This window comes from Allobosea lupini (genome assembly GCF_900109525.1).
Lineage (GTDB): Bacteria > Pseudomonadota > Alphaproteobacteria > Rhizobiales > Beijerinckiaceae > Allobosea > Allobosea lupini.
The window spans coordinates 226,620-239,632 of the sequence record NZ_FOAN01000008.1; the positions used below are offsets into that span (position 1 = coordinate 226,620).

Below are 13,013 nucleotides of genomic sequence, written 5' to 3' on the forward strand. Positions count from 1 at the left end.
GTCATCGAACCTGTCGAATCTGACAGGTCAGATTGGAGTTTCCCTTTAAAGTTGTGGTCGCTGTTGCCACATGCCGATGCGACGACATGGTCTCGTTATCCGCCAAAGATGTTCGAGCCGCGTGAACCAAGGCGCCGTAACACCACGGAGGCCAGATGAAATCGGTAGAAATCGCCTATCAGGAACTGGTCGACGGCCTGCATTCATCGACCGCAGAAGCGGAGTTCGGGCGTGTCGGCCAACGCATCGCCGAGAGGCTAGGCTTCCGGTACTTCGCCTATCTAGGCTTTTCCGAGGCTGATCCGGTTTTGATCTCGTCTTATCCCAAGCGCTGGAGCGAGCATTATTTTACCGAGGGTTACCAGGACGTTGATCCCGTGGTTGCCTTTGCCCGAAGCAGGCGCTCCACAATGCGCTGGACCCGCGAATCTGCCAGTCGCTTCCCGCTGCGGGCCCAAAAGCGGCTCTTTGACGATGCCGATGAATTTGGCATCCGCCATGGCGTCACGGTCGCTATCGCGGCCGGCTTCGGCCGTTTCGCCGCCTTCACTTTCGCGGTCGACGAGGTCAGTTCAGCGCATGGAAGGATGGTCACGGAAGCAAACGACATCGTCCAGTTGATCGGGCTGACATTCCACGCTCACGCCATTGCGAAACTGGAGCCGCCATTGCCGATCGTTGAGGCGGAGCCGCTGACGCAGCGCGAGCGAGAATGCCTGGCATGGGCCGCTCGTGGCAAATCGATGGAGGCGACGGCTACGATCATGGGTATCACACCACGCGTCGTGAAGTTTCATCTCGACAACGCGCGAGCCAATCTCGGTGCGGAGACCCTGCCGCAGGCGGTAGCGATAGCGCTTCGGGGGCGAACGATCTTGTGAACCGTTTGACACCTGCGATTTGCGAGGTGTCGGTTGCGGGATAGCGCATTCAGCCGTCGTGTTAAGTCTCGCGCATGGATGATCGCTGGCGTGCGGTGACATCGTCAAGTCCCGATCAGGAGGCAAACCACGCAGGTCGCTCACAGCTGAGACAGGTTTGGGTATCCGTCTGCCCTGCCCTATCGATGAAGCGTTCGATCTGAGGGAAGACGATGAGGTCTTGATCCAAGCTCCCGTGCACGCACGCAGTTGGCGTGGAATGGGTTTGGGGGTGATAGGAGCTCTGGAGCGCATCCGCTCATTGCGCCAACCACTCCCACTTGGCTGCCGTGTCGATTGCAACGTCGCCAATGACCAAGGGCGCGCGGGTCCGCCGATCCGATACGTTGCTCTTCGCCTTGGCGGGCAATCCGCGATCGGCTTGCGCAGCGTATGCGCGCGTGCTGGCCTGGACGAGTTCACCAGCGGGGGTCGCTGTCCAACCTGGGGAGACGCTGGCCATCTTCAACGCTATGCGCAGGATGGCGCCGAGCCCAGCGTCGCTGGAACAGCGGTTTTACAGGATACGGGCGAATAGCACATCGCCATGGCGCTTTTCGCCGCGGGGTCGCAATGTTCGACGGCAACGTTGGGCTGGCGTCTCCCGACGATGCCACCGAAGGGCGGTCGTCCGGGACTGTGCCCATCTGTTGCCTATGGCAATAGCGCGAGGCCAGCGTCGATCCATCGTTGTCTGCAGACAACACGGCCTTTAGACGTTAATGGCCGGTTAACCTTAAATTTCTTGCCACCAAGTCAGAATCATGGCGTGTTCCTGAGACGGAAAGAGAGCGTCTGACGCCCTCAATCCGTCTTGAGCGAGAAACAACATGACTGCGGCTGCTCCCTCACCACAACTTGAACTCGCGTCGTCGCGAGTGTCGCGCCATGCGGTCGCACTCTCGAATCAGCTCCGCTCCTTGGGGACATCGCTCTTTCCTCCGTCGGCACGCAAGTCGCTGCGCTCCTTCACGTCAGGCGAAGTGTCCAGGATTGTCGGAGTCTCGGACGGCTATCTTCGTCAGCTCTCGATTGACGGCCTCGGCCCTGCCCCCGCGATCGGATCGGCTGGCCGCAGATCGTACACCCTCGGCCAGATCAACGAGTTGCGCGACTATCTGAGCTCCGCGCGCCCGCGCGAGGCCTTGCAATTCTCGCCCGGCCGACGAAACGGCGAAAAGCTGCAGATAATCACGGTCGCGAATTTTAAAGGCGGTTCCGCCAAAACGACGACGGCGCTTTATCTGACACAATTTCTCGCCCTTCAAGGGTTCAAGGTCCTGGCGATCGACCTTGATCCCCAAGCGTCGCTGTCAGCGATGTTCGGCTACCAGCCCGAATTCGACATCCCCGAGAACGCCACGCTCTATGGCGCGATTCGATACGATGATTTGCGCAGACCGATGAAAGAGGTCGTTCGCGAAACATATTTTGAAGGCGTCGGGCTTGTGCCCGGAAATCTCGAACTGATGGAGTTTGAGCACCATACGCCGCGCGCCATGCTAGACCGCGGTGTAAGAGGCCATGAGCTGTTCTTTCGCCGCGTCGCAGGCGCCATCGATCAGGTTGCCGATCAGTTCGACGTCGTCGTCATCGATTGCCCTCCGCAGCTCGGCTATCTGACCATGGGGGCATTGAACGCTGCGACGGCGATGTTGGTGACGATTCATCCGCAGATGGTCGACGTCGCTTCGATGAGTCAGTTTCTGCTGATGACGTCCGATCTGATGGCTATCATCGAGAACGCAGGCGGACGTCTCGACTATGATTTCATCCGCTATGTCGTAACGCGGCATGATCCGAACGATGTACCGGAAGCACAGATCGTCGCTTTGCTGCGAAATTTGTTCGGTGACGACGTGCTCAAGGCAACAGCCTGGAAATCGACCGCAATCGCGAACTCGGGCCTTACAAAGCAATCGCTCTACGAGCTGGATCGTGGCTCGGTCGGTCGCGCAGCTTATGACCGAGCGCTGGAATCGGTTGATTCGGTGAACGCAGAGATCGTGACCCTCATGAAAGAGGTCTGGGGCCGATGAACAAGCGCTCCGATGCGATCAAATCGCTTTTCGCCAGCACCCCATCATCCGTGTTGTCTGCAGACAACACGGCGTCAGCGCTGCCACGGGTTGCCTCAGGCTCGATACGCTCGCTGCAGAACACGTTCTCGGATGTCGAACGCGAGAATGAAGAGCTTCGCCGGCGGATGGGAGAGGGGCAGGCGATTGTTGAAATCGCCCCCGAGTTGATCACGCCCTCGCCCTTTCGCGACCGGTTCGACGATCAGGATGCCCAGTCGTTCGAAGCGCTGAAAGAGTCAATCCGCGAGCAAGGGCAAGCTGTCCCGGTGCTTTTGCGCGAAGAGCCGGCCAATTCAGGCCGTTACCAGATTGCATACGGCCACCGCCGAGTGCGCGCCGTGCGCGAGCTCGGCCTCCCTGTAAAGGCAGTCATTCGGCCATTGTCCGATGCCGACCTTGCGGTTGCCCAAGGGCTTGAGAATGCGGCGCGCGAAGATCTGACCTTCATCGAGCGCGCTGCCTTTGCCCTTCGACTTGAGGATGCTGGCCACGACCGGCTCGTCACGCAGCGAGCTCTGGCGATCGACCGGGCGGAGGCTTCGAAACTGATCGCTGTTGCCCGCGGTATCCCTGCTGATCTCGTGGCGGTGATCGGTCGTGCCCCAGCAATTGGGCGTGGGCGATGGCTTACGCTTGTTGATGCACTGTCCAAGCCAGGTTCGGAGAAGCGCGTTGCGCGGAAGGTTGCAGAGCCAGAATTTAAGAGCCTGCAGTCAAATGACCGGTTTCTTGCGGTTCTCGCCGCCGCCTCGGCCAGAGCTAACGAAGCTGGCGCGGGAGGAGAAACATACCGGATTGTGGCCGTCGCCGACACGGAGGTGGCACGCGTAGCGACCTCACGAACTCGTACGGTTATTTCGATTGGGCATGATGCGAACGGCGATGCCTTCGCCGCCTTCATCGAAGGAAAGCTTCCAGAATTGTTCGCGGCATTCAAGGCGAACCGTTCAGGATGACACCGCAGAGCCGTTGGCTCTGAACTCCGCAACCACCGAAGGATAAGGCATCGGCGAAAGAAAAAAGGCCCCCGAAACGGAGTTCCGGAAGCCCTTCTCTTAGTGTGGCAACTGTGAGAATCGCACTTCCTCGAATCACCGTCAAGAGTCTCGTGTGAGATTCAGCGCCGTTTCGGCGAGCAGGATTTCTTTGCCCTGAACGAGGCAGGGATCATGGAACCACGACTCTCGACGACGCCCTTTGGGCGGCGATCGCTGACGCTTGCCCATGTAGCAAGCCAAGCGAACGCAAAAACGCGGCCGCCTGAGAAGGCTGTCCACAAATGGAATATCTTCCGGGCCATCTGCACGGCCAAGAGCGCGCTTGGCGTGACAGAGCGTGCTTTGGCTGTTTTGGACGCGCTGTTGTCGTTCCACCCCGAAACGGTCCTCACAGGCGAAGGCCTCATTGTTTTCCCGTCGAACCAGCAGCTCTCCTTGCGGGCTCATGGCATGCCGATGGCGACGCTTAGACGCCACCTGGCGGCACTGGTCGATGCCGGCTTGATCGTCCGACGCGACAGCCCCAATGGAAAGCGCTACGCCCGCAAGGGCAGGGCAGGGGAGATCGAATTTGCCTTTGGCTTCGACCTGGCGCCGCTCGTCGTGCGCGCGGAAGAATTCGAGGCCCTGGCGGCTGAGGTAGAGGCCGAGGCTCGGGCGCTGCGCCTGGTGCGCGAACGCATCACGATCTGTCGGCGCGACATCGCCAAAATGATCGCAACGGGGATCGAGGAGGGCGTCCCAAGCCGGCTCGCGGGGCAGGGCCCGGCCGAGTGGGCGGAGATCCACCAGATCTATCGCGCTATCATGGCGCGGGTTCCGCGCAGCCCGACGCTCCTGACGCTCGAGCCGATCGCGGAGGAGCTTTCTCTGCTGGCCGACGAAATTCTCAACATCCTGGAATCTCATATCAAAATTCAAAATATGAGCGGCAATGAGTCTCATATTGAGCGTCACAAACAGAATTCAAATCTAGACACCCTTCCTGATCTTGAACCATGCTTTCCAGAAAGCAGGGGGGTCGATGTGGCGCCTGTACCGGAACCGAAGCGGGTGCCGGAAGGGTCGTTCCCTCTCGGGATGGTTTTGGACGCATGTCCCGACCTGATCGACTATTCTAAGGGTGGGATCGCGAGCTGGCGCGACTTTCTGGCGACCGTCGCGGTGGTTCGGCCGATGCTCGGGATCAGTCCCAGCGCCTGGGAGGATGCGATCGGCGTCATGGACGAGGTTCAGGCCTCGGTCGTGGTCGCCGCCATCCTGCAACGCGGCGAAGCGATTTCGAGTGCCGGCGGCTATTTGCGCGAGCTGACGCGTAAGGCGCAGGCGAACGAATTCTCACTTGGCCCAATGCTGATGGCGCTTATCGGCAGCCGTAAACGCGAGAAAAAGCGGGCGTGACGGCGATGCCTCGCAGCCAGGCTGGGGTGGAACGGGGTCTTGTGGTCGCCGCCGCAAGCGCCTTTGATAACGGCATGGCAAAGCTATCGCGTACGATCGTCACCATCTTGCTCGCAGGTCGCCACCGCGCTGTCGGCGGACGGATTTTGCGCGAGCGCGCGGCCAATCTGGCGCGGATCGCGAAAGCCTACAGCCGTGCTGAGCTGGAGGCCGAAAGGGGTCTCGGGCCGGCGCGCGCGACAGAGGTCGAGCATTGGCTGTCAGGGCAGGGGCTGTCGTTACGTCTTGAGCAAGAACATTCGGCCTCGGCTGTCGCTGGTGCCGCGGCGGCCCGTGTCGGTATTGCGGAGAAAGCGCCTGGCTCGGAGGTGTGATGACGGATATTAGCTTCTGCCCAGCAACAATGTGCCCGCTCTTCGCGGCCGAGGGATCGCAATTCAGCGGTGTGTTCAATTCACCCTGTGAGCGCGACGGGTGTCGCTGGTTCGATGGACAGATTTGTCAGGCCGGTCTCGTGGCAATTGGTGAGGTTGCGGTGGCCTCGGCAGGCAAGAGCTCTTGGCCACAGCTGACGGATCCGATGCGTCGTCGCGAATTCGATTGCGCGAGGGCGCATGAATGTTCGTGGCAACGGCAATCGCAGGGCGGGTTGTGTGCTCCGCGTCGCGCCTTGGCGCATGGGCTCGATCCCCGAGCCTGTCGCTAACCCGCACCGGTTCGATGGTCGCAATTATAAGCACAGCGAGAATTCGGGTGCGCTGCATCTTCTCTCGCAAGTGGGTTCCGACCTGATCGCCGATAGCGACGAGGTTGATGATCGCGATCCTGAGCAGACCAGGTTTGAACGAGACCTCCGCCAGCAGCCAAAGCTCGTCTTCGGAGCGGTCGTAGTCGCTGCCGTCAGACGCGGCCCGGGAACAGCCTTGGCCGCTTGTGCGACTTAGTCGAGCTGACCGCGGTAGCATTGTCGCTGATCTTGAGGTCTTTAGATCCCCAGTCTTGCGGCTTTTCCGAGTGCCTGGTCAGCATCGTTATAGTAGCGAGCCGCCTGTTGGACCGAACGATGCTGGGACTGTCGCATGGCTGCAGGTAGGGCGACGCCGTTGCGCGCCGCTTCAGTCAAGTAGCCCGAGCGCAGGCCGTGGGCGGAGAATTCGACGGGATCGAGCCCGGCCATGGCACAGCGGCGTTTCAGGATCAGGTTGATAGCCTGGGGTGTCAGCGCTCGGTCATCGATCGCCTCCCAGCGGTCGATCGCGCGGAACAGCGCGCCTTTGGTGATATCCGCCCGCTCAATCCATTCGCGCAAAGCCGTAACGGGTGTCCCGATCAGCAGCACGCGTGAATCATCGTCGTCGGCTTGGCCAATTTTGGTTCGGCCCAAGGCGATTGCCATGCACGGAAGTAGCGGCGAATGTGGATCCTCCGGATCGAGCTGCACATCGGGCTCAGTTGTCAGCTGCTCGAGGCGCAACCGCGCCACCTCGCTGCGCCGACGCCCGCCCGAGGCGAATGCGACCAGCAGGATGGCGAGATCACGCGTATCGGCGAGACGGTCTGACGCGCAGGTTGCGATCAGACGCTGGAGAATGTCGCGTGTCACCGCGCGCTTGCTCTTGCGCCGGCGCGGCTTTGCGCTGGCCCTGACGGCGAGGCGGACGCCGGTCCGGATCGCCGGCGTGGTCAGCGGGCTCTCGAGCCCCCTCCAGCGATGCAGGGTTGCCCAGTGTGCCAGGCGGCGCTTTACCGTCGAGGACGCGTGGGGCCCTTCGCTGCGCAATTGGCCGGCGGAGCGCAAGGCACTCTCGACGTTGACCGGCATGCCGTGGCTTGCGTCATCGGCTCGCTTCGCCGGATCCCAGAGGTGATGGGCGACGAATTTCAACACCAATGCCTCCGGCGCCGGCCAGGGCAGGGGCGAACCTGTCGACGCGAGCACCCAGGCTTCCAGATAGGCCAGATCCGAGGCGAGCGCGCGCAACGAATTTTCGCCCATGCCCTCGCGAGCGAGATGGCGCAGCGTCTCGACGTCGTCGTCGGTCAGGATCGTGGCAAGTTTGTCGCGGCGCTCCATAGGCAGGATGCTGGCGAGAGCATCGAGCTGGAGGGCGCGGCGGGTTTCTGTGTCGCCGAGAGCGAGGATGTCGTTCATGGCGGATCGTTCCGTGCCGGCCGAGGACCAATTGTCGAGAATGGACGGGGATCCGCCATGATTCCGCTCTCGACGACTTTGGTGTAGAAGTGATCCATGACCCGCGAACAAGCCATTGCCGAGATCGCTGTCAGCGCCGCCGCCTTGCGCGCTCGCGGCGTTGAGGCGGCGTATCTGTTCGGATCGACCGCGCGTGGCGAGGCACGTCCCGATAGCGATCTCGACGTTTTCATCGACGTGGCGCCGGATGCGAAGTTCTCGCTGCTCGATTTGGCCGGCGTGCACCGTGTTTTGAACGAGGCGATCGGGCGCAAGGTTGACGTGACCACGCGCGAAAGTCTGCATCCCAAACTGCGCAGTGAGATCGAGCGGGACGCCGTGCGCGTGTTTTGATGGCGCGCCGGATCGACGTTGTTCTCGAGGAGATGCTGGCCGCTATTGACGCGGTAGATGGGGCCGTCGGTGGACGCAGCCAGGCGGCGTTCCAGGCTGATGCATTTCTTCAACTCGGTGTCGAGCGGGCTTTGGAGATCATCTCCGAGGCGGTCCGCCATCTCCCCGAAGAGATTTTGGCGACGCAGGCAGACATTCGCTGGGCGGATGTGCGCGCGCTGGGCAACTTGATCCGCCACGAGTACTGGCGCGTCGATTCCAAGATCGTTTGGCGGATCGTCAAGGATGATCTTCCGCCCCTGCGCTCCGCGATCGCGGATATGCTCCTGCATCAGTCGAGCTGAACCGCTCCGCTTTAGGGCCGGAGCAGTGGCGCCGATCAGCGACTTTTCGCGCAACTCCCTCAATTCGCCCACCACCTGTCGGCCGATTTCGTCGCCCGGACGCCTGGCTGACGGCGCCGGAGGGCATTTGCAGCGCCACAATCGCCGATTTTGAGATCTGCGTCTATCACTATCGATAAGAGGTAATTATCGATAGTGATAGATATGTTCAAGCTTGTGTCGACGTGAAACAAGTTAGTGGCTATTTGGCTTGGGTATGTTAGCTTATGAGGCGTGAGTTCAACCGGTTATGATATTTCGCGCGCGGTGCGCCAGGAGTTGGTTTCGGACTGCGCCGCAGCCGCCGAAACCGCGGCGATCGCGCTTGCCCGCTGCGACGAACGCCTGGCCCGCGTCGAGCCTGTCCTGGCTGAAGGAGCCTGTCAGCGCGGCCACGCCTTCGAGGCCCAGGCCCTGATCGGGCTCAGCGGCGGCCTGTGCCCGCTCGAGGACCTTTGCCTGCACGACGCCCGCATGGATGTGCGCAGCCCGACGCGTGAGATCACGCGCGCTGCGGCCATGCTCGACGAGCGCCGGCGCCTGGCCCGGCGCGAGCCGGCCGAGATCCTGAACCCGGCCGCGCTGCGGCAGCGGCTGGGCATCGCCGAGGTGCCGGAGCCGGATCGCACGGGCAGGGTGCGGACCGCGGATCAGATCGCGACACCCTGGGACCGGATCGACCTTGAAGATGACGATGACGGCCAGGTCGATGAGGATGGTCTCGATCGGGAGGAGGAGGACGATCACGGCGATCCGGCCTTTGCCGACATCGACGCCTTGCTGGCGCGGACGCGAAAAAGGCTCGACGCCTGGAACGATCTATCTTCCGATGCGGGCCGCATGAATCTGACCCTGCGCGATCCCGCCTATGACGCCGCCGGGCGGCTCGCGCGCTGGCTCACCGTCCTGGAGGAGGGCAGGGGGCTGCCGGCGGCGCTGGCGGCCGCGCTCGCGCTCGATGCCTGGCTTTGGCTCGAACCCGCCGAACGCGCGGGCGAACTCGGCTTCGCGCTCGCGGCGACTGTATTGCGGCAGCGGGGATTAGGTTCGGCGCATTTGCCGGTGGTCGGGCTCGGGCTGAGGCGGGGAAAGTTCAGGTGGAGCCCGCACCAGGCGCTCAGTGCCCGGGTCGCGGGGCTGCTCGACGCACTCACTGAGGCGTCGGCGTTTGGCCAGGCCGATCTCGATCGGTTGTCGCTGGCGCGGACCGCGATGCTGCGGAAGTGTGAAAATAGAAGGGGGAATTCGAAGCTAACCGAGCTGGTCGGTCTGTTCGTGGCGTCGCCGCTGGTCACGGTGCAATTGGCGGCGGCGCGCCTGCAGGTCTCGCCGCAGGCGGTCGAGGCCATGCTCAAGCAGCTCGGCGGCAGCCTTCCGCGCGAGCTGACCGGGCGGAGGCGCTATCGCGCTTGGGGAATTTTGTAGGCTGCGAGCCATTTTCAGTCTGCCGACGGTGATTTTCGATAAGCGGCTCCCGAACGGTGCCGATCATTCCGATCGAAAACCCAGAGCACGCTGGCATCCTCGGTGCTGGCAATGCGCCTCACATGAGGTTAGATAATGCCTCAATTGATCTGGAGGCGAAAATGCTGGCATTCGGAGCAGTCGCGGATGTCCTCGGACTTCCAGCAAAAGAGATTGCCGCACGCTCGCCGTTCGGCTTGATGTCGCGCATCGAAGATGGACTACCGGTCGGAGCGCTCGATCGGATGGCCCGCCTTTTGGCGCCGAGCGACGCCCACTTCAAGTATCGCCTCGTTCCCAAGGCCACCTATGAGCGGCGCAAGACGGCGCTCCGGCTCTCGTCGGACGAAGGCACCCGGCTGGCCAGGGTAGCACGGGTCTGGAGCTTGGCTCTCGATGTCTGGCAGACCGAAACGGAGGCGCGCGAGTTTCTGTTTCGATCGCACCCGATGCTGGAAGATAGGCGTCCGATCGACGTGGTCATCCAAAACGAGATCGGCGCTGAACTGGTGCTGGATATCCTGGGCGGCCTGAAATACGGCAGCGCTGCGTGACGGCTCAGCGGCTCGATCGCACGCTGTTCAGTTTCCGGATAGGTGACCCGAACGGCACTTATCCTATCTTCGATGCCACCGGTTCGACGATCGCGCCCGGACGATGGAACACGCCCGGAAGCCCCCTCATCTACAGCAGCGAGCACTGTTCGACGGCGCTCTTGGAGAAGCTCGTCCACGGCAGCGGGCGTCTGCCGCCGAACCAGCATCATATCGAGATCACGCTGCCTAGGGGACTGTCGTACGAGGTTTTCTCACCTCCATCCCTGGCAGGCTGGGACAGCATGCCGGCGACGGCAAGCAGAGAATTTGGCGCGCAGTGGTGCCTGCAGCGCCGAAGCGCGATTTTGATCGTGCCGAGCGTGGTGGCGCGGCTTGACCGCAACGTGCTGATCAACCCAGCGCATTCGGAATTTGGGACGATCACAGCGAGTCTGCATGAGCCCGTCTATTGGGATCGGCGGCTTTTTGGATCGTGAGGCCGGGTCGGGACGTGGACCGCGCATATTCTGGAGTTGGCCCATAGCCGACATCTGGAAGGTCTGCTCCTGGGCAGCACAACTGCGCCGATAGTTTGGTTACAAGAGACGGCCTTAAGCGAGCGCTCGGCGCGCCGGAATTCCAGAAGCTCAGTCGGCACTGAAAAAACTCTTCCCGGTGATGCCGGCCTTGTCGAAGAACGCTTGATTACGCTCGCGGGCGTCCTTCAGCAGGTCGTCCCAGCCGATAAGCTCGATGGAGCCCCGGTAGCCGTTGTTGGGCCTGTGAATGCGCCCTCGGCCGTCTGCGGTCCGCTGCCAGGAGTATGTCCAGTCGGCGAGCTTTCCGACGATGTCGGCGACGATGAAGCAATAGAAGATCGTGTTCTGGTCGAGCTGGATCGGACGCCCCCGCACGTCCGTGAGTGAGCCCGACTGCAGGCGCCGAACGTACTTTTCGACTTGCAGCTGAGGGTTCTCGTCGTCCGTGTAGTTGGTACGGCCGGGTCGCTTGAACTCGACCAAAAGGACCTTCGAAGGGTGATCCGTCTGCCTGAGCCCGTGGACGTGATCGAAGATGAGGATGTCCGGCCTCTCGTCGGTCTCGGCCTTCTCGGCCAGCGCGGAGAACTCGACGTCCGAACTGAAATATTGGGCGAACGCAAGGCGCTCGTTGATGATCCAGAGATCGTGGGACGCCGCCGGCTCGACCTTCTTCCCGCCGCCTGTGATCGTGCTGACGCGCATCGGGCAGATGAAGGAGTGGAGAACGTCCTCGCGCTGGTACGTCGAGTCCCGGACGTCGTCCTTCACCTTCTCCAAGAGGATGGCGATGAAATCGAGAACCACCTTCCGACGCACGACGTATTCGGCGAGGCTGCGCTGCTCGGCCTCCTCGATGGCCTTGCCGGCTTCCTTGATAGCGCTGACGAACGATCCCGCGCTGACGTCGTCGTCCTTTAACCGCGTCAGTACCGTCCGAATTTTCTCGGCCTGACGCTCGTCGCGTCGGAACCGCTCGCGCGAAAGGTGTCCGTAGATGGCATCCTCCTTGAGCTCGCCGGACGGCACCTTGTCCTGAAGCTCGTCGACATCCCGAAGGCGACGGACGGATATGTGGCGGTGATCGACTCGATCTTTGCCTTCTGTTCGCCCTTCAGCTTGGCCATTGGTTCAGCGAGGAACGTCTCGACGTGCGGCCAGCAGACGTCGTTGATCATCCTTTCGAGGACGGCGTCCTCAAACAGGAATTTCGTGCGCTCCTGGTTCACGTGCTTGTCGAGGAAGGCGCCCGTCAGGATGGCGTGGAAGACCAGATTGTCACCCGGGCCGAAGTATTTGAGACCGAGCTTGCCGTCGATGCTCTGCGAATGGACGGTCCGGTCGTGGGCGATGAAGTGGATGAAGTGCGACCCCTTGAGGTCGGCGCTGGCGATCTTCTCGCACTCCATCATCGTCAGCTTGAGGTCGCCGAACTCCTCCGTGGGGAGCGATTCCATAGTCTGCGTACGGTGGACGATCTCGTTTATAGCCTGCGGGTAAGTGCGCGTCTCGCCGCCGACGTGTACCTCGATCTCGGGGCAGCGCTTGCCAATGAAGGTTGGCAGGAAGTGGGACGTCAGGTGCTGGAAGACGTAGTTGCCGCGTCCAGGCCACTTGTCGCGGTATCCGTTTGTCCGCAGCCCTTTGAACTCGACGAGGAAATAAGGCTCCCGCGGCTCGGCCGCCTCGATCACCTCGTTCTGGATCTGGTTGTCGACGTCGAGGACGAAATTGAACGTGCGCCGTTGCATGCCGGTGGCCTCGGTCGAGGCCGTGTCGACGCGGATGTCGGCGAAGCAATCTGTCAAATCGCATTGAAGCGCAGCCCTCTTATCGCGTTGAAGGCTAGCCCCCCTTGGGCTTGCGCCGCCGTGCCGGGATCGGCCCGGCTGAGCTGGTCGGGGTTGCTCGGCCGGGGCGATTTCGGCGTCCAGCTCGCGATGGTCTTGGGCGCGCTCAGGCCCGGTTCTTGAAGCGCCAGCTCTCGTTGCCGGTCTCGATGATGTCGCAGTGATGCGTGAGCCGATCGAGCATTGCGGTGGTCATCTTGGCGTCGGTGAAGATCTGGGGCCAGTCCGCGAAGGCGAGATTGGTGGTGATGATGACCGAGGTGTTCTCGTAGAGCTTGCTGATCAGGTGGAAGAGC

At 61.9% G+C, this 13,013-nt stretch carries 14 protein-coding genes; 10 read left to right on the forward strand and 4 right to left on the reverse strand.

The features are described from left to right. The first annotated feature begins 155 nt into the window (after window positions 1–155). The 5 genes from BMZ21_RS23030 to BMZ21_RS23050 all read left to right on the forward strand — a co-directional run bounded on the left by BMZ21_RS23030 (window position 156) and on the right by BMZ21_RS23050 (window position 5,774). Entirely contained in the window at window positions 156–881 is a 726-nt protein-coding gene (locus BMZ21_RS23030; RefSeq protein WP_091840159.1) for a helix-turn-helix transcriptional regulator, read from the forward strand. 869 nt (window positions 882–1,750) lie between these two features. Next, complete coding sequence (gene repA, locus BMZ21_RS23035; protein WP_091840160.1) at window positions 1,751–2,959, forward strand: plasmid partitioning protein RepA; 1,209 nt, start codon at window positions 1,751–1,753, stop codon at window positions 2,957–2,959. After that, entirely contained in the window at window positions 2,956–3,957 is a 1,002-nt protein-coding gene (gene repB / locus BMZ21_RS23040; protein ID WP_091840163.1) for a plasmid partitioning protein RepB, read from the forward strand. The genes repA and repB overlap by 4 nt, the downstream gene beginning before the upstream one ends. Before the next feature lie 213 nt (window positions 3,958–4,170). After that, complete coding sequence (repC, locus tag BMZ21_RS23045) at window positions 4,171–5,400, forward strand: plasmid replication protein RepC (protein ID WP_091840165.1); 1,230 nt, start codon at window positions 4,171–4,173, stop codon at window positions 5,398–5,400. Continuing rightward, window positions 5,397–5,774: a hypothetical protein gene (locus BMZ21_RS23050; RefSeq protein WP_091840168.1), complete on the forward strand. Its 378-nt coding sequence runs from the start codon at window positions 5,397–5,399 to the stop codon at window positions 5,772–5,774. Before repC ends, BMZ21_RS23050 begins: the two co-directional genes overlap by 4 nt. A 611-nt stretch (window positions 5,775–6,385) precedes the next feature. Here the strand turns inward: BMZ21_RS23050 and BMZ21_RS23055 are convergent. Next, the gene (locus BMZ21_RS23055; RefSeq protein WP_091840171.1) at window positions 6,386–7,552 is read right to left on the reverse strand and encodes a tyrosine-type recombinase/integrase; all 1,167 of its coding nucleotides are present in this window, start codon (window positions 7,550–7,552) and stop codon (window positions 6,386–6,388) included. A gap of 96 nt (window positions 7,553–7,648) precedes the next feature. Between BMZ21_RS23055 and BMZ21_RS23060 the strand changes: the two genes are divergently transcribed. The 5 genes from BMZ21_RS23060 to BMZ21_RS23080 all read left to right on the forward strand — a co-directional run bounded on the left by BMZ21_RS23060 (window position 7,649) and on the right by BMZ21_RS23080 (window position 10,825). Continuing rightward, entirely contained in the window at window positions 7,649–7,945 is a 297-nt protein-coding gene (locus BMZ21_RS23060; protein WP_091840174.1) for a nucleotidyltransferase family protein, read from the forward strand. Next, complete coding sequence (locus BMZ21_RS23065; protein ID WP_091840177.1) at window positions 7,945–8,289, forward strand: HepT-like ribonuclease domain-containing protein; 345 nt, start codon at window positions 7,945–7,947, stop codon at window positions 8,287–8,289. Before BMZ21_RS23060 ends, BMZ21_RS23065 begins: the two co-directional genes overlap by 1 nt. Window positions 8,290–8,562: 273 nt before the next feature. Then, entirely contained in the window at window positions 8,563–9,753 is a 1,191-nt protein-coding gene (locus tag BMZ21_RS23070) for an RHE_PE00001 family protein (RefSeq protein WP_143079775.1), read from the forward strand. A gap of 161 nt (window positions 9,754–9,914) precedes the next feature. Continuing rightward, window positions 9,915–10,346: an antitoxin Xre-like helix-turn-helix domain-containing protein gene (locus BMZ21_RS23075; protein ID WP_091840182.1), complete on the forward strand. Its 432-nt coding sequence runs from the start codon at window positions 9,915–9,917 to the stop codon at window positions 10,344–10,346. Beyond that, the gene (locus BMZ21_RS23080) at window positions 10,343–10,825 is read left to right on the forward strand and encodes an RES family NAD+ phosphorylase (RefSeq protein ID WP_091840184.1); all 483 of its coding nucleotides are present in this window, start codon (window positions 10,343–10,345) and stop codon (window positions 10,823–10,825) included. The genes BMZ21_RS23075 and BMZ21_RS23080 overlap by 4 nt, the downstream gene beginning before the upstream one ends. Window positions 10,826–10,975: 150 nt before the next feature. Here the strand turns inward: BMZ21_RS23080 and BMZ21_RS30655 are convergent, their stop codons facing one another. The 3 genes from BMZ21_RS30655 to BMZ21_RS23090 all read right to left on the reverse strand — a co-directional run. Beyond that, entirely contained in the window at window positions 10,976–11,896 is a 921-nt protein-coding gene (locus tag BMZ21_RS30655; protein WP_208862353.1) for a hypothetical protein, read from the reverse strand. Next, complete coding sequence (locus tag BMZ21_RS30660) at window positions 11,794–12,675, reverse strand: hypothetical protein (RefSeq protein ID WP_208862354.1); 882 nt, start codon at window positions 12,673–12,675, stop codon at window positions 11,794–11,796. The genes BMZ21_RS30655 and BMZ21_RS30660 overlap by 103 nt, the downstream gene beginning before the upstream one ends. A 148-nt stretch (window positions 12,676–12,823) precedes the next feature. Further along, window positions 12,824–13,013: ATP-binding protein (locus BMZ21_RS23090; protein ID WP_167561720.1), on the reverse strand; the 190-nt coding region annotated here is incomplete at its 5' end.